This window comes from Hallella mizrahii, assembly GCF_009695775.1.
Classification (GTDB): Bacteria; Bacteroidota; Bacteroidia; order Bacteroidales; family Bacteroidaceae; genus Prevotella; species Prevotella mizrahii.
Map to the genome: position 1 here is coordinate 1 of NZ_VUNG01000009.1, position 19,875 is coordinate 19,875.

Annotated in this window: 18 protein-coding genes; 2 read left to right on the top strand and 16 right to left on the bottom strand. The window is 48.6% G+C overall.

Going from position 1 to position 19,875, the window contains the following annotated elements:
* Positions 1-779 precede the first annotated feature (779 nt).
* A complete protein-coding gene (locus tag FYJ73_RS05290; RefSeq protein WP_154533669.1) occupies positions 780-947 on the top strand; it encodes a hypothetical protein in 168 nt (55 codons plus the stop codon).
* Positions 948-958: 11 nt separating this feature from the next.
* Here FYJ73_RS05290 and FYJ73_RS15855 read toward each other — a convergent pair whose 3' ends face one another.
* From FYJ73_RS15855 to FYJ73_RS05320, 7 genes are all read right to left on the bottom strand, one after another.
* Positions 959-1,777 carry a TolB family protein gene (locus FYJ73_RS15855; RefSeq protein ID WP_235899242.1) on the bottom strand — a complete coding sequence of 273 codons (819 nt, stop codon included), beginning with the start codon at positions 1,775-1,777 and terminating at the stop codon, positions 959-961.
* Positions 1,698-2,444, bottom strand: a complete 747-nt coding sequence (locus tag FYJ73_RS15860) for a hypothetical protein (RefSeq protein WP_235899243.1) — start codon at positions 2,442-2,444, stop codon at positions 1,698-1,700. Before FYJ73_RS15860 ends, FYJ73_RS15855 begins: the two co-directional genes overlap by 80 nt.
* Positions 2,441-4,039, bottom strand: a complete 1,599-nt coding sequence (locus tag FYJ73_RS05300; protein WP_154533670.1) for a DUF6057 family protein — start codon at positions 4,037-4,039, stop codon at positions 2,441-2,443. Before FYJ73_RS05300 ends, FYJ73_RS15860 begins: the two co-directional genes overlap by 4 nt.
* Entirely contained in the window at positions 4,036-4,656 is a 621-nt protein-coding gene (locus FYJ73_RS05305; RefSeq protein ID WP_206081697.1) for a NigD1/NigD2 family lipoprotein, read from the bottom strand. Before FYJ73_RS05305 ends, FYJ73_RS05300 begins: the two co-directional genes overlap by 4 nt.
* Before the next feature lie 16 nt (positions 4,657-4,672).
* Positions 4,673-5,875, bottom strand: coding sequence for a 1-acyl-sn-glycerol-3-phosphate acyltransferase (locus FYJ73_RS05310; RefSeq protein WP_154533672.1), 1,203 nt, complete (start codon positions 5,873-5,875; stop codon positions 4,673-4,675).
* 56 nt (positions 5,876-5,931) lie between these two features.
* On the bottom strand, positions 5,932-6,705 hold the full coding sequence (locus FYJ73_RS05315; RefSeq protein ID WP_154533738.1) for a DeoR/GlpR family DNA-binding transcription regulator: 774 nt from the start codon (positions 6,703-6,705) through the stop codon (positions 5,932-5,934).
* Positions 6,706-7,004: 299 nt separating this feature from the next.
* Positions 7,005-7,184 carry a ribosome recycling factor gene (locus tag FYJ73_RS05320; RefSeq protein ID WP_154533673.1) on the bottom strand — a complete coding sequence of 60 codons (180 nt, stop codon included), beginning with the start codon at positions 7,182-7,184 and terminating at the stop codon, positions 7,005-7,007.
* Between the two features lie 362 nt (positions 7,185-7,546).
* Between FYJ73_RS05320 and FYJ73_RS05325 the strand changes: the two genes are divergently transcribed.
* The gene (locus tag FYJ73_RS05325; RefSeq protein WP_154533674.1) at positions 7,547-8,998 is read left to right on the top strand and encodes a hypothetical protein; all 1,452 of its coding nucleotides are present in this window, start codon (positions 7,547-7,549) and stop codon (positions 8,996-8,998) included.
* A 177-nt stretch (positions 8,999-9,175) separates the two neighbouring features.
* Here the strand turns inward: FYJ73_RS05325 and FYJ73_RS05330 are convergent, their stop codons facing one another.
* From FYJ73_RS05330 to FYJ73_RS05370, 9 genes are all read right to left on the bottom strand, one after another.
* Positions 9,176-10,369: an OprO/OprP family phosphate-selective porin gene (locus FYJ73_RS05330; RefSeq protein ID WP_154533675.1), complete on the bottom strand. Its 1,194-nt coding sequence runs from the start codon at positions 10,367-10,369 to the stop codon at positions 9,176-9,178.
* Between the two features lie 93 nt (positions 10,370-10,462).
* Positions 10,463-11,419, bottom strand: a complete 957-nt coding sequence (locus FYJ73_RS05335; RefSeq protein WP_154533676.1) for an HAD family hydrolase — start codon at positions 11,417-11,419, stop codon at positions 10,463-10,465.
* A gap of 76 nt (positions 11,420-11,495) precedes the next feature.
* Entirely contained in the window at positions 11,496-12,227 is a 732-nt protein-coding gene (locus tag FYJ73_RS05340; protein WP_154533677.1) for an MIP/aquaporin family protein, read from the bottom strand.
* A gap of 37 nt (positions 12,228-12,264) precedes the next feature.
* Positions 12,265-13,752 carry a glycerol kinase GlpK gene (gene glpK / locus FYJ73_RS05345; protein WP_154533678.1) on the bottom strand — a complete coding sequence of 496 codons (1,488 nt, stop codon included), beginning with the start codon at positions 13,750-13,752 and terminating at the stop codon, positions 12,265-12,267.
* A gap of 250 nt (positions 13,753-14,002) precedes the next feature.
* A complete protein-coding gene (gene glpC / locus FYJ73_RS05350; protein ID WP_154533679.1) occupies positions 14,003-15,259 on the bottom strand; it encodes an anaerobic glycerol-3-phosphate dehydrogenase subunit GlpC in 1,257 nt (418 codons plus the stop codon).
* Between the two features lie 32 nt (positions 15,260-15,291).
* Positions 15,292-16,521 carry a glycerol-3-phosphate dehydrogenase subunit GlpB gene (glpB, locus tag FYJ73_RS05355; protein ID WP_154533680.1) on the bottom strand — a complete coding sequence of 410 codons (1,230 nt, stop codon included), beginning with the start codon at positions 16,519-16,521 and terminating at the stop codon, positions 15,292-15,294.
* Between the two features lie 19 nt (positions 16,522-16,540).
* Complete coding sequence (gene glpA, locus FYJ73_RS05360; RefSeq protein WP_154533681.1) at positions 16,541-18,157, bottom strand: anaerobic glycerol-3-phosphate dehydrogenase subunit A; 1,617 nt, start codon at positions 18,155-18,157, stop codon at positions 16,541-16,543.
* 364 nt (positions 18,158-18,521) lie between these two features.
* Positions 18,522-19,118: a DUF4890 domain-containing protein gene (locus tag FYJ73_RS05365; RefSeq protein ID WP_206081698.1), complete on the bottom strand. Its 597-nt coding sequence runs from the start codon at positions 19,116-19,118 to the stop codon at positions 18,522-18,524.
* Positions 19,119-19,361: 243 nt separating this feature from the next.
* Positions 19,362-19,829: a DUF4252 domain-containing protein gene (locus FYJ73_RS05370; protein ID WP_206081699.1), complete on the bottom strand. Its 468-nt coding sequence runs from the start codon at positions 19,827-19,829 to the stop codon at positions 19,362-19,364.
* Positions 19,830-19,875: the final 46 nt, after the last annotated feature.

Below are 19,875 nucleotides of genomic sequence, written 5' to 3' on the forward strand. Positions count from 1 at the left end.
TAAGTACGACTTGTTTGATCATCTAATCAGGACGGCCGCACAGTATACCTCGGACATAAAATGGAGGGACTATGAGAAGGCTATCAATAGTCTTAACGTTTATTAGTACAGACATCACCACACAGAAAAAACATTTCACAAAAGACCTTCCTCTGAACCTCACATTCTAGAGAAGAGAGATAGCAATAAGAGGGCTCTTTTCGTCAAAAAACGACACGGCAGGTGTGAAAAAAGAGGTTTTTCACTATCAAAACAGTGGTTTTACATGGTCAGAAAGGTAGTTTTACACGGTCATCTCGGTTGTTTTACCTTGTCAAAGTCCTTTTCTGAGCAAAAATTCTCTAGAGAATTTTTGCTCAGAAAAGGACTTTTGTTATTCGCCCCTTGGCTTTGTCTGTTACCCAAAAGCAAATAATCTCATAACAGTCTTATTACCAGAGAATTACAAAAGCACGCCGATTTTTCGCGAAATTGAGAGCAAAGTGACCACTCGTGCAGAAAATCGCCAAAATAAGGGCTGTTTTTTGTCAGTTTTTCAAACAAGCACAAACGTTATAGCATAGCCAACTCTTCTGCTACAATTGTTTTTTTGACGATTCAGCCATCGGCTGGCAAAATGATGTGGCGATAATAGTCAGAATATAGAGAAGCAATACTATTCGTGCCGAAAACGTGATAATTGGCACTGAAACTCGTGCCAAAAATGTGAAGGAAAGCGGAAAACCCGTACCGAAAATGTGATGAACTACACTGAAACTCGTGCCGAAAATGTGATAAATATGATTAAAACTCGTGCCGGAAGCTTGAAAGTCTATTGCGAGAAATACCGTCCCAGACTGGCTCTGCGCACAAGTCTTTTACCCTACGAGCGCAACGAAGAGGCACACATCGTCAACATTCCGCTCTATATGCTCTTCGCTCTTTCTGCCGAGCTGGACGGCGAGTGACTTACGGCTCTTTATTGCCTTTTCAGTTGGAAGCCGACGGCTTCTTGCTTCATAGCCCGCTGCACGTCGACGGCATCGAAGGGCAGAGGACCACGACCAAGCTCGGGCACGTTGAAGCTCTTGAGGTTCATATCGTAGAACTGCGGGTCTTGTTGTGGCAGCACAAAAGGTTTGTGGGCATGACCCAGACGGTCGACATAGCAGAAATAGGGCTTGCCATAGAGACCGTCGTCACGCTTGCTGGCAAAGACAAACCACCGGCTGTTGCTCGACCAGGAGTGATAGGTGTCGCTCTTGGCGCTGTTGACCACCGCCAGCGTGTCGATGTGCCCCGTGCGCAAGTCCATCATCTGCAGGTCAGCCTCAGGATGCCAGATGGGGAAGGTACCATAGTAGGCCACAGTATACAGCAAATAGCGGCCATCGGGCGAGACGCGCGGATGGCAGACCGAAAGCTTTTGCGAACCATCATTGTGTGAGGCGTTGACGAGCGTGTCGACATGGTTTCCGATACGTCCCGTCTTCTCGTCAAACCCTATCCTCACCAGACTGTATTGCAGGCGATGGAGATTCTTGGAAGCGAGCCCGCTGCTGTTGGCCACACAATAGTAGATAGAGCGGCCGTCGGGCGAGAACGTCGGGAACGTCTCGAGCTTCGTGGTGTCGGCAAGCAGCGGTGAGAGGAAGATCCGGTGAGTCTTCAGGTCAGCCACATACACGTCGCTCTGCTTATCGTAGACCTCCAGGCGCTTATTGGCCTGTGCATGGAAGGCAGGAATGATGACGTTGGTAGAAAAAAACAACGTAGCGGCCCGAAGGTGAGAAACCATAATAAACACTGCTCGACACCATCGAGTCGGACGGTGTAGCGGCTTTAATGTCGAGCTTGCTCAGCCGTCCGTGGTCGTTGAGAATGGCTCCCCCACCCTTTCCACGCACATAGACCATGCTCAGCTGCGGGTCGCGGTTGCTGAACTCATGGCAGTTCATGCACCGGTTCTCAACGAGTTGATGGTCGACAAGCTGGTTGGTCTCGAAGTTGGTGAGGTTGCGCTGCTGTATCTGCAGGTGGTTCCACACCTCGTAGTCCGGCTCTATCAGCCGGTAGGTCAGACAAGGATCGATAGTGTCGTTGGCGATGATCCAGTGAAACGTACGGTAGCCGAACCATTCGCCGTGGTGTTTGGCATAGACCTTCACCTTGACTTGATGCCCCGCATGGGCGCGCAGGAAGTCGTGCCAGTCGTCGAGATCAAACAGCACCTTATTGCCGTCACGTGTCACAGTCGTGTTGCCGTCGAGCGTCACCGCCACTTCCTCCGCACTGTCGCGCAGCAGGAAGTTGAGCGGGGCAATGTTCTTGGGGATCGTCACCTCGGTGTAATCAGGATAGACAGGTGCCGGACGGTTGAGCTCCGTGGCGTTTTCCACACGGTCGGCACAGGCTAAGAACAGCAACAGGCTGCTCAGGAAAGAGAATATCTTTAGGACTTTCATGGCTTATTGTTGTGATGCGTATCAAACCAATACCAATAGGTATCGGCAAAGGCGGCACTGCCGCGCTGCTGGTTATAGGCTTGGAAGCGTTGCAGTTCGTCGGGCAACGTGATATAGCGTCGCCATTCGTCGGGCTTGGCGTTTGTTCCGGCAAGCCAGACCATCAAAGCCTGCTGATAGAGGCGGCACGTCGTCCGGGGTGCGTGAGCCTGAACGACATACATGTCGTAGTCGCGCTTGAAGGTGCTGATCTCCTTCAACAGCAAGTCGCTGCAAAGCAGATAGTCGAGAGCGACCAGGTTCTTGGGATTGCTTCTGAGCAGTTCGGTCATGATGACGTAAGCGTTGTCGCTGGTGCGCAGCGTGTCGCAGCTGTTGGTCATCCTGGCTTTTTCACGATAGAAAGCAGCGTTGGCACGTGCCTGCGCAGCCCAGCGGCGGTAGGCCACAGTATGGTCGAGCAAGCCGAGAAACTTGTTGGCGGCGGCATGGTTGCCGGTGACCAGGTTGATTTCGGCCAGACGGCGGATCATCCTCACGTTGCGGTTGTCGGGTGAAAAGGCGAGAGCCTGCATGGCAGCGCGCTCGGCAAAGGTCATGTCGCCCAAAGCCCAATAGAGGTCATTCATGCGGTTGATGATGAGCAACGGCGTCGCGGCCCCGATCTTCTCAAAGGTTCCCAAATAGTTGTTGGGGAAGCGCAGCAGCACATCGGGCAACGCGCCCTGCTGTGCCTTGACGAGATTGTAGAAGAAGAGCTGTCCCTCAGTGGGATTTTTCTCACGCTCCACCATGTCGGTGACACGTCGCCAGTTGCCGAAATAGTATTCGTCGTCGGCCGCCCAGTCCTTTTCCAATGTCCATTCGGGAGCGGCCAGTTTGCCCAGTCCGGGCGCGGAGAGGATGTCGCCGACGTTCATCATGTAGCAACTCTTTGTCAGCGGCATGAGCAACAACGGCAAGGCCGCGGCCACAACAGACAGGCTCGCCCGCTGACGGTGGCGGACGACACTATATATAATAAGGAGCAGCAGGAAGAGGAAACCACCATTGCCAAACAGCCAGAAGGTGAGAGTGGAAGCAAACAGCAGCACGACGGCCGTGAGCATCCTGCCGCCTCGGACAGACGGCAACTGAGGCAGCAGCAACATCACCAGCCAAGCCAACGCACAGCCACCGTCGGCGGCGATGACAGAGGCCAGCCGGTAGCTGTGCTGCAAGGAGAAAAGGGCGAAGAGCGTCATCAGTACGATGGCAATGGCAAAGGTTCCGTGTCGCAATCCGATCCGTTGCAGACTGCGTCGCGTGAGGTCGCCCAGGACGAGCAAAGACGCTGTGAGAATGGCCGCTCCGGCGTAGCGATAGTAATAGAACTGTGTCAGGAAGTCGCCAACGAGACTGGCCAGCCATGCAGGGCGGCGGAGATAGTCGGCACAATAAGTCCAAGAGAGCAGAAACAACTGGTTTTGCTCCTGATAGAAGAAGTGATAGGCGTAGGTCGTCTGAAAAAAGACATAGCAGGCAATGGCCCAAAGAAAAACACAGAGGTAAGGTAAAAGGTGCATGATCGAAAGGTGAGGCAAGGCGAGATTCATGGTTGGTTAAGTAAATGATACCGGGTATTCTTGACGAGCGGCGTGCTGAGGTATCCGCGTACGGTATAGTATTCCGGTTGGCCGTTCTGGTTGTGAGTGAGCATGAGATAGATGTCGTCGGGTGCCCCGTTGTCGTGTTTGATGATGGTGTCGACGACGAGTCCTACCTGCTGCGCTTTCTGTTGCTCATCGGTCTGTCCGGTTTTCACGTTGAAGGCGACATTGAAGAATCCCCCACCCTCCCATGTGCTCTCTACGGTGATAGCGTCGGTAGAGAGCGTGGCGGCCTTTTGTTTGCTCACCGGCTGCGTCACCAGCACGGAAGTGGCAGAGAACATTTGACGGGTGATGACATCGTAATAGACCAGCGCGCGGTACAGCGAGTCAGCCTTAGAAGCCCAATTGAGTTTCACCGGTGTGGCTATTCTCACAGTGTCACCGCCGTCAATAAGCAGATAGTCAATGGCTCCCTTGTCCGACGTGTGCATCATGCAGAAGTCGGCACGAAGATAGGAATAGCGGCTGTCGCCCGACTCATAGGAGTCGTTTTTGCACGATAGCAGGAGCAGGACTCCCGCTATCAGCAATAGGACCGCTGCCGGTTTTGGGATTCTCATTGACATGCTGATGGTCTTAGAACTTAAACGTGAGTTTGCTCATCAGCGACTTCAGCCGGCTGGACTCGGCGTCGCGTGCGTTGTAGTAGTTCTTCACGGGGTTGGCATACTGGTTGAGCAGGCACTCGCGGAGGAACTTCTCATCCTTGTTCTCGATATCGATCTTTGCCAACTGGCCGTTGATATACTGCTCGAAGATCGAGCGCTGCTTGGGCGAGTACATGTCGTCGTGCTCCTTGTTGCCCTGAAGCATGTCGAGAGCGACGTAGTTGCCGGGGTACAGACGGTAGTTGTAGTGGATCTGTGTGTCGATATACTTGGCGATGCTGTCGAAGAGTTGGTTCTTGGGCGTGCTGGCGTTTAGTTTGCGCAACCAGTCGTTGATGCAGGGAGCGCAGTGGTACTGGATATGACCCTTGAAGCCTTTGATGCCCACGCTCATGCTTTCGATGTCGTCGCCCGGTGTCTTTTTCCAGAATGGGACGTCACGCTTGAGTTGGAACTCGCGTGCCTTGAGATAGTCGCAGGGGTCGTACTCATAAGAGATTGTCAGTGGCACGATGTGCAGAGCAGCCAAGCGATCGATGATGCTACCTTCGCCGCCCATGACCATCATCTTCAGAATGGCAGCCTGAGTGTTGTCGGTAGAGTCCTTGGAACGGCCCTCGCGCTGGGCAATCCACACGTTTTCGTTCTTCTCGCTGATGACAAAGTGCATGTATTCCGACATGCGCTTGCTGGCCTTGTACATCTCCACAGCATGCAGGGCACGCTCCACGGTAAACGACTTGTTGATGCGCACGAGGTCCTTCACCCATGGAATGGTGAGCAGGTTGTCGCCAATGGCGATCTCGCACGTCGTGCTGAAACCAACGTCGAGCAGCAATTTGTCGAGCAGGGCTGAGTCGAGGACGATATCGCGGTGGTTGCTCACAAAGGTGTAGCGGTGGTTGATGTTTACGCTCGAAGCGTCCATGCTGCAACCGAAACTGGCCTTGTGGATGAGGTCTTGCAGTACCGGATAGCAAAAAGCTTTCTGAAACTCCAGGTTGGTCTTGCAGCTTTTCATCTTCTTGCCCAGGTCTTCCAGCGATACGCCGGGGAAGAGACTGGTGATGACTTGCTGAAACTGTGGGTCGGCCAACAGCCGGTCGTATACTGCGGGAAGCTCCTCAGGGGTGAAGGGGCGGATGGGATCAAATTCTGATGGAATGTTCATATTGCTTATTTTTTAGAGGTGTCTATGGATGCAGATTCATTGATATCATTCAGGTATCACTCTTTCATCTCTGCGATAATGAGCTCGATGCCCATCTCTTCGATGCGGCTTCTGTCAGAAGGGCGGATATTTGAGTCGGTGATGATCGTGTCGACAGTGTCCATGTCGCAGATCTTGGCAAAGCCGCGACGGCCGAACTTCGTGGAGTCAGCCAGCACGATGACGTGCTGGGCGGCCTTGATCATCTTCTGATTGAGATGGGCCTCACGCATGTCGGTCGTGGAAATGCCGAAGTCGAAGTCAATGCCGTCAACGCCAATGAAGAGTTTGCTGAACGAGCAGTCTTCGAGGATTTTCTCACTGTATTGCCCTACGACCGAGAGGCTGCTGTGGCGCAGCATGCCGCCGAGCTGAATGATGTCGACATTCTCGTTTTTGGCCAGCGAGATAGAAGCCTGCAGTGACGCCGAGACGACGGTGAGCCGATGGTTGGTCGTGATGCAGTTGGCAAACGCGTGGATGGTCGTTCCCGAAGCAATGATGATGGAGTCGTTGTCCTCAATGAGCTTGGCGGCCTGCATGCCAATGCGGTGCTTCTCTTCGGGACAGATATGCTCTTTTTCATTCACCGAGCGGTTGTTGGCAAAAGGATTGATGGCTATGGCCTTGCCATGGCTGCGATAGAGCTTACCTTCCTTTTCCAGTTCGGTGAGATCCTTGCGTATCGTGACCGACGAGACACCGAGTTTGTCGGCCAAATCAGACACGAGCACAACATTCTGCTTGAAGAACTGATCCATGATAGCCTCGTGCCGCTCTTCCTTGGTCATATTGCTTGTCACCATAACGTTACTTTCGACGATTGTTTTACAAATATACGACTTTTTCCTATTCCACGTTTTCCTGTAAAGAGGTTTAACTATAAATTAACACAAAACGACATGGAAGCAACTACATAGCATATCCTTTCTCCTAACTATACGTTGACATGCTAATATCAGTTCTCCAATAAATGAAAAGCGAAAACGACAATCATCTACTCACATACCACGATGAAGCAGATGACTGATCGGAATAGCAGGCCTCGCGCCTTGCTGCTAAGTCCCTTCTACGCACGGACGTAGAACCTTTAACCTAGCACGCGTCCGGCCAGCACATCGCTTGCCAAGACATGCTTAATGTTGCCTTGTGAATCAGAATAGACAACAGACTCGCCCCGTGAAGCCTTGTCACGAAGCATTTCCTGCTCGGCGATAGCCAGACCCTCGTCCAACTTCTTAATAAAAGCTTCAGCTTCCTGATTTGACATAATCACTAATTATTTTAAATTTGTTACTATCATCTTCCGGCTTCATTACTATCTGCTATAATATACTGATGCTTCACAATAATTGATCCTATCTGTTTCCTCCTTTATAAGAAAAGCTTGTCGTTGCAAAAATAGTCAATATTTCCTAAACCTACAAACTTCTCAATACATTTTTCCAGTCTAATTTGCACAGCCAAAACTCAACCAACAAGCAAGTAACTTAGAAATCATTACCCAAACGTTACATACAGAATGTAATCAAATCGTTGCATGTATTACACCCATATTGATACCGTTGTCATAACGATGAAACAAGTAATATCTACCTTTGTCGCAGAAAAAGAACTTAATGTTATAAAGTTATGTTTAGCAAGAATTCTATTTGGAAAAGCTTATGCATAGTTGCTTTAGCGGCAACTTTCAGTGCATGTAACAGCAGTGACGCCCCTCTCTCACCAGAGTTCACAACCATCTCATCTTCCGTCCAAGCCGACAGTATTTCCTCAACAAGTTCCTCTCTTCTTTTTACAAATGGGAGCCCAGACATCAATGGAAAGGAGATTGGAAATGGCAGTAAGGAAATGACCTTCCGTGGCACCCAAACTATTAATAGTGGTGTGTACGAGCTTAAAGGCATTATACGTATTGCCAAAGGGGCTAAAGTAAAGATCGAGGCAGGGGCTACTATTAAATGCGACACCGAGAGCCCATCCGGCCTTATCGTTGAGAATGGTGGAACACTAGTAGCAGAAGGAAACGCACAGGCTCCAATCGTATTCACATCTTCTAAAGAAACAAAAGATCGTCAACCAGGAGATTGGATAGGCCTCATTATATGTGGAAATGCAAGGAACAACCTTAAGTCGGCAGCCACAGATAAAGTCAATTTATCATATGGGGGTGACGACGATCTGTCTGGCACGGGATTGCTTAGATATATTAGAATCGAATATGCTGGTCGAAAACTTTACGACGATCTGACACCAAGCGGACTGCTATTCGCCTCAACGGGAAAGGGCTTACAAGTTGACCATGTAGAAGTCTCAAATTCAGGAGGCGATTCTTTTAATTGGATAGGAGGTGATACAGATTGCAAATACATCGTATCAGACCAATGTGAGCAGAATGACTTCAACGTTAGCAACGGTTATAGAGGCAACGTACAATTTGGAATATCAATCAGAGATTTGTCGACTTGCAAAGCTAATGGAAACGGTATTGAAAGTATGAATGCCGAAAGCGGGTTGCTTACAGACCCGACAACACAAGCAACATTCTCTAATATGACATTTATCAATACATCGAATGAGACTGTAAATCTTAGCAAACAATCATTTCATTCAGCAATCTATGTAAGTAGAAGCGCATGTGTCAACTGTTACAATTCGATCTTCATTGGATGGCCTGTCGGAGTAACTATAGATAACTATCAAAGCCTATCTAGAATGTTAGCAAAGGAAGGAAAGATGAATATCAGTAACAACACCTTCGTTAACGTTAACACGTTGGGGTCAGATGCACAAGGTGTCATAGAAGATGTCAGAGTGGATAAGTTCACAAATGAGAATTCTCTCAAGACTAAAGGGCAGAGAAGTTTCACGAGCTGCTGGCTCAGAGACAAAGGGGAAAACAAGCAATATCTAAGTGAAGAAGAACTTAAGTTTCAAGTCCGCATAGAACCTACACTTCAAAGTCCAACAAACGAAGCAGCATCCTTTGAAGAACTCGACAATTGGTTTACAAGAGTTACCTATATCGGTGCTTTAAACACCAATGCACAATGGATAAATTTCTGGACGCATTTTAGTTACTAAGCACAAAAAAACAGGAAACTAGTGTAAATGTAGCAACGAATACTAATAAGCCACAAAAGGGGATATGCTGCGGCATATCCCCTTCCTTTCATTAAAAAACCATACAAAACAACCGTAATGATTCTAACTATTATACACTTTTCGCTATGAATAAAAAAGTTGCTTAACAATCAAACATTAGAAGAAGAATTGAATACGACCAGTAATGTAATTAAGACTCTTCATGTTGCGTAAATGAGAGTTGTCGTAATCCAACTTGAAACGCAAGAATGGCTTATAGTAGTAATTCAGACCTACAGTAAACTGATTAGTCATTCTGCCAACCATCAACGTTTCACCCTTATTCGTTGTGAAAGAGTGTACACCAAGACCTGCCTCGGGATCTTCAAGATCAACATGAGCAAATCTTGCAACAAGCTCTAACGAACCGGGCTTGGGCAAAGCCATACGAGCCCACGAAGAAGAGTATTCATAAGGCTTTCCCAAGAGCAGGAATGCTACTTGACCATAAGCACCCCACGATTTGAAGTCACCTAAAGTAGTTTTGTCTGTGCGCTTAGTATTACTATAGATATACTCTCCTTGAAGGGCCATCCTGTCAACGGCCGCAATCAACTCTGTACCCACACGGAAATTATGCTTTGCATGATCCACATCAGCAGTATTTAGCTTTGTGCTGATGATAGGCGTTCCCGTAGTGATACCATAAGAATCAGTCCGGTCATTGGTCGTATACTTGCCGCCTTCTACCGTAGAATATGTCCCCGCAGTAGGCACGCGGTAAGAACCTGCCACACCCACATGGAAGATCTTGCCTGGCTCATGAATTGGTGCATAAGCTACACGAGCAGTGATTGAATAGCCATCACTTGCCTGATCAGCTGTTCTTTGCTTTGCGAAATTAGCATCTGCAAAAGCACCGGCACCAACCCAAAGTCCCTTATTCCATCCAATATACTCGATACCAAGTCTACGTCCTGGAGCGAAAGCCTGCTGAACAATACCAGCATCTATAAACTTGATATTGCCAGAAGACTCCATATAATCAATTCCTAAAGGCTCGGCATAATGGCCAATGCGAGCATAAGAGTTCTTCTGAAAATTGTACTGCAAGTATACATCCTTAAATGATACAGACTTTTTGGCATAACCGATATCGATCTTTGCGCTCCACTTTTCCCAGCTACCACTCACGCCAATACGTAAGTCACTGATACTTGCACCACTCGGCATGTGCTCTTGATCGTTTTGAACTACGGCCGTTCCATCAATATATCCACGACCACTCACTTTCAAAGAAAGCTTTTCACTCTGAGCAAAGGTAGTTGAAGCCATCATGGCTACCATTGTCAACAGTAATCCCCTCTTCATAGCAATCTAAATTTAAAGAATTAGGTTAAAAGATTAGAGAAGAAGGGCTGCCACACTGGAAAGACAGCCCTCTTAATTTTTCTTTATTCTTTATTAATAAGTGACAACAGCTGGATCAGAAACATTGGTAGTTGCATTGACTTTCACACCAAGCTTCTTGCAAGTCCAGTCAACCTTACCCTCTGGTACATCGCGCGTATACTCGATGATACAGTTAGGATCCTGCTCCCAATATTTCTTCGCAGTCATATTCTTCATATCCTTGTTAGGTTTGGTATCATCAGGATTAAGCATAAGTTTCAAACCAACAGAGGTATTCATCATCTCCATATCACCACGACTATTACCAGCAGCAAAGAGAGGACGAGTCTTTACGAATGTATAGACACACTCTGCCTTACCATTGTCCTGAGGAGAAGGGAAGGTAATTTGGTCGGTGATCTTACCATCGCTGCTGACAGGAGACTTCACACCAATTACATGATCCTCTTGGAATCCTAATTCCTGCACACAGAAACGCTGATAAAGAAGTTCTGGGGAAGCAGAGATCACCCATGTCTCAAATCCAAAGTTACGAAGGTTTGCTAACAAAGCCTTCATCTGAGGGTAGAACTTGTTCTGATACTTCTCATGGAAGCAATCATCACCAATACGCTGAGCCTCCTCCGGCGTCAGCCCCGAAAGGAACTTCACACGATCACGCTCACGGCTAATGGCATCCTCGTTGATCATCTTCTTCACCAAGGCATACTTCTCCTGAGAGACCTTGTCGGTCTTTCCCTTATAGTTCTTCTCTGCATAATCGTAGAGAGACTCCTCTGCCAAGTAGTAAGGAACCTGACCAAGAAGCGTACCGTCGCAGTCAAAGACTGCTACCTTACGAATGTTCATCGGGATCGTAGAGATCATGAAGTTCTCAAGCTTTGCATTCGTGGCATCGCTCCATCCCTGAATCTTCTGATACTTGTAGGTCTGAGCCATTGTGGCCAAAACACCTACGAAAAGCAGCATACACAATGCTGACGCAATTCGCTTAACAGAATTAATCATAATAAAGATGTTTAAAGTTAATAATGTGTTGTTTAGTTATGAATATCAAATACCCAAAAATATCAATATGCCAACATCAGAATGATGTAATCCAGACTCCCAGTAAGCCTGCTAAAGCACCACCTGCCAATGGACCGAGGATTGGAACCCAACTATAGCTCCAACCACTGTCTCTTTTACCCTTTATAGGTAACAAGGCATGCGCAATACGCGGTCCGAGATCACGTGCAGGATTCATTGCATAACCAGTAACGCCACCAAGAGACATACCTATAGAAACAATAACCATAGTAATTGGCCACGCACTGTTTCCACCCAAACCGACTACACCTGTGTAAGAGCTAATGCAAACGATAAGCAACAAAAGGATGAATGCACAGATAAACTCCTGCAAGAAGTTCAATGGCTTGTTCTCTATCGCAGGCATTGTACAGAAGATAGTCAGTTTTCCTTCAGGATCATCTGTAGCATCAAAATGATCCTTATACATTAACCATACAAGAACGGCTCCCAAAAAGGCACCAAGCATTTGGGCTATAATATATGGTATTACATTCGACCATGGGAACATACCAGCACAAGCTAAGCCTACACTAACGGCGGGGTTGAGATGCGCACCCGAATTATGTGCAATAAACACACCTGCCATCACAGCAAGTCCCCATCCCAAGGTAATGACGACCCAACCACCGCCTTTACCTTTACTCTTGTTCAAACCCATACAGGCACATACTCCATCTCCTAGGAGAATCATTACTAATGTTCCAAGAAACTCCAGGATACAATTGTGAAACAAGACAGCATCCATAACTCTGATATAATATTTATTCTTAGATAATATAATCTTATTTCTTAGTTAAGGTCCGACTGACTGCATCCTCCCAGCCTGCCTTAGCCGCCTTAATAGTATCATTCTCCGGCTCTGGTTCAAAAGTTCGCTCTACGCGCCACTGACTCTTAACTTCATCAATGTCTTTCCAATAGCCCACAGCTAAACCTGCTAGATAGGCTGCACCCAGAGCCGTCGTCTCTGTGATCTTCGGACGCACGACGTTAATGCCCAGCAAGTTGGCCTGGAACTGCATCAGCAGGTTGTTGCGTGAGGCACCGCCATCGACCTTCAACTCTGTCAACGGAGCATTCATGTCCTTGGCCATTGCCTGTGCGATGTCATAAGTTTGGAAGGCAATGCCATCAAGGGCTGCACGGGCAATATGAGCGCGCGTCGTTCCACGGGTAATACCGCAGATAAGGCCACGGGCGTATGGATCCCAGTAAGGAGCGGCAAGGCCTGTAAGGGCAGGCACAAAGTAGACACCGCCACTGTCGGGCACGGTAGATGCCAATTCCTCAATCTCACTGCTGCTCTTGATAAAGCCGAGGCCGTCGCGTATCCACTGCACCACGCTTCCGCCAACGTAGATAGAGCCCTCAAGGGCGTAGTTGACCTTATCACCAATCTTCCACGCTACCGTGGTAAGCAGATTGTTCTTGGAAAGCACAGGCTTCTCGCCGACATTCAGCATGACAAAACAACCAGTGCCGTAAGTGTTCTTGATGGAACCAGGCTCGGTACACATCTGACCGAAAAGAGCGGCTTGCTGGTCACCGGCAACGCCGGCGATAGGCACCTCGTGGGCAAAGATGGTGGTCTTGGTATGTGCCATGACCTCTGAACTGCTCTTTACCTCAGGCATCATAGAACGTGGAATGTCGAGGAGTTTCAACAGATCGTCGTCCCACTGAAGGGTGTTGATGTTGAAGAGCATGGTACGGGATGCATTAGTGACATCGGTCACATGAGCCGTGCCGCGGGTCAGACGCCAGATGAGCCAAGAGTCTACATTACCAAAGCGCAGCTTTCCCATCTCCGCACGCTTGCGTGCTCCCGGTACGTTGTCAAGGATCCACTTGATCTTGGTACCGCTGAAGTAAGCATCAATGATCAGTCCGGTCTTCTGACGGATTTTGTCGACAAGCCCTTGAGCTTTCAACTTGTCGCAGTACTCTGCCGTACGGCGGTCCTGCCAGACAATCGCATTGTAGATGGGCTCCTCGGTATCAATATCCCACACGATGGTGGTCTCGCGCTGATTGGTGATACCAATGGCGGCAATGTCCAAACCATTGATGTCTATAGCTGAGATAGCTTCTGCTATAACGGATGCCTCTGATGACCAAATCTCGTTAGGGTTATGCTCCACCCATCCCGGTTTGGGGAAGTACTGTGTAAACTCTTTCTGTGCCACGCTACATATTTGACCATCGTGGTCAAATACTATAGCACGAGAACTAGTAGTTCCTTGGTCAAGTGCAAGAATATACTTCTTCATGATTAATTATAAGATTTATAGTTTTTAGTTTCAATCAAATCATTTATTTTCACTTCGCTTGTAACACGAATGTAATTCATATTTCAAAAATAAGATAAATAATTAGAATAAGCAAATATCTTTCATATATTTAACAAAAATATTTCGTTTCGAAGCATTAAACTTACGTTTTAAACTTCTAACTGCTTTTTAACAGAACAAAAAATCTTGCTAACTATAAAAAGCTCTTGCTATCTCCAATATGTAACCTTTAATATGAATTTACCGCTTTTGTCGCTTCCACATCAAGTGCCTCGGCAAGGATGGAGATTGGATTCATGACGGGATAGCCTGTCGACATCTCTATCTGCCACTTGCAAGTCTCGCAATCTGTAGAGACATAATCGGGATTGACCTCTTTGATCTGCTGGAAGAGTGGGGCACCAATCTTTTGTGAGCGCTCGTAATTCTCTTTCTTGAAGCCGTAAGTACCGGCGATGCCGCAACAGTGACTGTCAAGCATCATGAAGTCAAGACCGGGAATCATCTTCAGCAGCTGGGTGCTGTAGAGCGTCCAGCCCATCCGCTCCATGTGGCAGGCGGTGTGATAAGCCACCTTCTTATGATAGTCTTTGCGGAAAACCAGCTTGATCTTACCCTCATCAATCTTCTGACAGAGGAAGCGGGTAGCGAGCATCAGACTGTCGCGAACGCCCTGGTTGTCGACCTTAAGCAGGTCGGGATACTCGTCACGCATGGTGAAGGTGCAAGTGGAACTCGTGGTCAGCACGGCTTCATTGCCTTCTGACAGCGAGCGGCGCATGGCTTGCATATTGTTTTCACCCTGTCGCTTGGCCTGACCGGAAAGCCCGTTGGCTATCAGTGCCACGCCACAGCACTTCTCTTTCTCCAAGAGATGAACACCATAACCGCAGGCATTCATGATCTTGACAAAGTCCTGACCCAGCTTAGGATAGTTGTAGTTGACATAGCAACCATGGAAATAACCGACGAAATGCTTATAATTCTGCTGCTCAGCCTCAGCATGACGATGGAACCAAGTCTCGAATTTTGTACCACTGTAAGCCGGGAACTGACGATGATGATCGATCTTCATCACCTTGTCCAACACTGTCTTTGCGGGAGAAAGGCCAAGGAAGAAGTTGGTAAGAGGTGCCACCAGTGTAGCCATCGAGCCGACGAAATCGGTATTTGCCAACATGCGGTCACGCAGACTGGGGCTATGCTGACTGTACTGGATGCGGGCTTCTTGGATGATGTCGCCGACTTTGACACCATGCGGACAAGCTACTTCACAACGCTTACAGTTGAGGCAGAGCTTCAAGGTCTCGTTGAAGAAGTCGGGATCCTTCATTCGGTAGCGCATCAGATCCGGACCGGCATGCTTAGGTCCGGGGTAATTGGGCTCCACGGCAGAGACGGGACAGTAGACCGTACAGATGCTGCACTTCAGACATTGTTCGAAGTCGTGGGCACTGAGATTATGGAGTTGAATCTTTTCAGACATAATAGATAGCGTTTAAAGAGAATGTGTTGCAATTACAAAACAGCCAAAGCTGTCAGCAAGTCAACGCCCGTGGCATCAGCCAGATGCTGTGGGTCATTGCCACTGAGAACAGAACCAATAGCATAGAGGTTGTCTATCGTCGTGCCATCTTTGCTGACTCGGAACTGGTTATCGGCTTTCACACCGAAGCTCTCGTAGGGTTGCTTGTCAAAGAGCTTGTCTGTTGTCCAGTCTACACGACTGGCAGCTCCGTTCAATTCTACGTCCAAGCCAAAGACAGACTCGCGTACGCTGTAGTAATCCGAGGAAAGACCACCACCAAGGAAAGATCCTGTTGCCAGCACAAAATCATTGGCTTCCAGACGGGTGTCGGCAAGATGCTCGGTACAAACATACTTCAGACGGTTGTTCTCAAAGCCTCCTCCCTTGACCGTGTCGTTGGGAAGCAGTGTGCCACCTAACTGCTGGAAGCGGCGTCGCAACAGACTCTGAATACGTGTGCCGGGCACCGAGGGAGGGATCGTAGCCACAAAGCGTAGCGGTGTCTTCACGCTTTCTTTCAACAACTTCACCGCACGGTTGTTGGCAATGCCAAGGATAGCAGGCAAGAGCAACAGTTCGCAATAGCGGGGAGTGATAGAGTTCAGCCGGTCAGCGACCTCTTTCACATGGTTGTCATCATCGAGATATTTGGCAATGTTCGTTGCTCTCATCTCCGAAGGACTGCGGCGTGCGTTCTCCAACAGCGGTGTCGTGAACGAACGGACTGTCACCTCGGCACCCATATCACGCAAAGCGTCGGCAAGATAAGGGACTGCAAAATCAAGGAATCCCACGATATTGACCAGCCCTATCTTCTTTCCTTTGAGTTCCTCCGCACTGTCGACGGAAAACATGTCTTCCATTGTCAACCAGGTGGGAACCAACTTTCCTATCGGTGAGAGGCGGAAATGGTTGTGATGAGCATCGCCCTGCGTGCGCACACCGGCGTCGGCAAGCAACTGACAGGCTTGGGCAGCCAACTGCTCTACATCGCCAAGACGATGATAAGGATGGCTTTCGGGAAGCGCGGCGATAGCAGCCACGGGATCACTGACCGGTTGTCCCTGCTGGTAACCCAATAAGTCGAACGAGCCGGAATGGAAGTGGAGATTGCTTTCTCCAGCCGTGACGACTGCCACTCGCTTGCCTTTCTGAGCCTGAGCGATGGCACAAGTCATGCCACTCAGACCGCCACCTATTATAATAGTATCGAATTTCATAATCTACAAGAATTAGGTGTTAGTTCATTCCAAACAGTTCTTGATAAATCTTCAGCGTCAGCTGATTCTCTTTCAAAGCATCGCCCCAGGCAATCGGTCTGTCACCTTTCCAGCGTTCCTGAACGAAGGTGCTCAGATCCTCAAGTGCTTTCTTGGCTTCGCTATGACCGAGCTGGCACAGCACACTCGACGCACGGCAAGCACAAAGCTCACCTTGGCAGGTGCCCATGCCTATGCGGGTACGACGACGAAGATTGGTCAGTCCATGAACATGAAGCTTGTCAATGGCGAACTTCACCTCGCCGACACTCACCTCTTCGCACTCACAGACAAGCGCGTGGTCCTCTATCTCGCTGTAAGGAATATCCTTCGTGAAGGTGCCATGACGCCCGATCTCTGCCATCCGGCTTGTGGAGGCTGTGAGATTTCGGAAGTCGCTTTGCAACTCATTCTTAATTTCTCGCGCACTTTCCTCAGAACCTGGCAACGGCGTGGTGGCGGTCTTACAAGGTTTGTCTACACCTAATTTCTTGCAGGCCAAATTGGTAGCTTGCTCAGCCATCAGGCGATAGGTCATCATCTTTCCGCCCGTGACGGTGATGAAACCCTTGAGTCCATCGCGCTGCTCGTGGTCGAGAACGATGATGCCACGGCTGATGCTGCGGCCAGAAGGATCGTCATCAGAGGCTACCAGCGGTCTCACGCCTGCGTAAGCGCGGAGGATGCGTGAGGTGGAAAGACTGGGAGCCAACTGCATGCCTTCCCTGATGAGCAGATCCACTTCCTCCGGTGTTGCCCTCATGTCATCGATCTGATCAAAAGGAACCCGGTCGCTGGTCGTGCCAATCACGCAGACGGCATCGTCCGGAACCAATATATCGCCATTGGCTGGCTTGCGGCAACGATTGATCACCATGTGGTTGACACGATGCCCGAAAATCAGCAGCGTACCCTTAGCCGGGAACATGTTGATCTTGATATCAGCGAGCTGAGCCACCAAATGTCCCCAGATACCTGCTGCATTGATGACTAATTTGCAATGAATATCGGTTTTCTCTCCCGTATGGTTATTGCGCAGATGCACGCCTTTCATCACTCCGTTCTCTATGATGAAGCCTACAACCTCTTCGTAGGTCATCACTTCCGCACCATGCCGCTTGGCATCCAAGATGTTGGCAGTGGTCAGACGGAAGGGATCGACAGAGGCGTCGGGCACACGAACTGCACCTTTCAATGCTGGGTTCACGGCAGGTTCCAACCGACGCGCTTCTTCCGGAGAAAGCACATCCGCGCGGATTCCGGCCTTCTGGCAAGCTTCTACAAACTTCTGCTGATACGCCAAGTCATCCTCAGGTAAGGTGATAAAGAGACCGTCGGTCTCTTCCACGCAGTGCCGGGCAATGCGACGGAGAATCTGATTCTCCTGTATACACTCCTTGGCAGACTCCTGATCAGTGACAGCATAACGGGCTCCGCTATGCAGAAGACCATGGTTGCGTCCCGTAGCTCCATTGGTGAAATCGCGTTTCTCCACCAACAGCACCTTCAAACCACGCATGGCACAATCCCTTGCAGTACCTGCTCCTGTGATTCCTCCGCCTATGATGACGACATCATATAGATTGTTTTCGCTCATGTCAAAAGACCTTTTAGGTTGATATTCGATGGTTTTGATACTCAGACTTTCGTTTTGTTACATTTACGAAATCATTATATCTTCAAACCGAAACAAAATTAGGATAAAATCTCGAAAGTTGTTTCTTTTGTTAATACTAATTAACATAAAAGTGCTTTTTATGTATTTTACCCTATCCCGACGTTTCATTTCTCAACCAAAAACGAAACAGAGAAAGTATAAAAACGCTGCAAGCGCATTTTCGTCAAGCAGTATTTACTGACATGAAAAAAGGCGGAGCAATATGCCCCGCCTTTTTGAGATAGCCTGATTTGAATAAGTTGATTGCTTGTTCTCACAAAGCTAAAAGTCTCTTTTCAGAAAGTTATTTGTCTGTCTTCTCTGTAGTCTTACCCGTTACTTTAGCGTCTGACTGGCAGCAGTTACTCTTTGCTTGCTGGCAATGCTCACCATCTTTCTGCTGCACATGACTGTCACAGTGCTGCTGATCAGCGTCGCAATGTTGCTGATTGCCAGCACACTGTTGCTGTGCACTGTTGTCTCCATGATGACGGCCTCGCATACCGTGTTGCGGACGCATTTGTTGGTAAGTCTTATACTGGTCTTCCGAAAGGATGTCTTTCAGCTCCTTTTCATAAGCCGCACGCTGTTCGAAACGCTGTTTCATCTGAGCTTTCTGCTCATCAGTGAGTTCTGGACGCTGTCCGCTTTCTTTGTTCTGACCAGCACTTTGGTTCATCTGAGGGCGCGGACCACCTTTTCCTGGTCTCAGGACACTTTCGTACTTTTTGTTCAACGCTTCCACCTTCTTCTGCTGGTCGGCATTCAATCCAAGCTTCTGCGTCATCATGGTTGTCACTGTGGCCGCATCCATCTTACGGGACTGACGGCCGTTTGCATTCTGAGCCATGGCCATTGTCATAGACAACAGTGCCACAAGCATCAACATCATCTTTTTCATATTCATGCGTTTTTTGTTTCAAAGCACATAAAAAGATTCGCAAGCGCCCTCCATCGGAGATATACTGTCTACAGACGCCTTGTGCGCGCCAGACAGTCTCACTCTCTCGACTGAGCAGAATACAGATTTTTTATTGCTTCTTATTGCCTTTGACGCACGCAGCCTTCAAGTGTTTAATAGCTAAAGCGTGAAAATAAGCAAACGAAGATTAACTATTGTCGGCTAATGACACTCACAACCACATCAGTCGCCCATCATATCCACGATAGCACCCAAGTCTTCGGGGTTGATATTTCCTTTGACCAACACACCCACACAATTGCTTTCGCTATATACACAAGTAATGATTTCGCTAATCAACTCATCGTCTTTCTTGATCATCACCAGCAGGTCGCTGTCACCCTGCTTGGTGCGCGCATACTCTTCATAGCCCTCTTTACTCAAGGCAGCCACTTGTTGTGCAAACTTCTTGCGTGTGCGCTTCTTGCAATTGCCCAAACGGAGGACACGTGCAGACTTCACCTCTTTCAACACGGCCGCCACATTGTCATCCTTCACCTTGTCACCAGCCAATGCCATCAACACGCCGGGCACGCTAGTGTACTCTGCTTTCTTCTCACTGCGAAAGGCATCAAAGACCTTCTGAGCCTGTTGGGCACATGCAAACTGCGTGGCAAATGCCACCAGCAGCATCAATAACATCTTCTTCATCATCATCTGATTTCTACCTTCTAAAACTTGTATTCCATTTATAAGT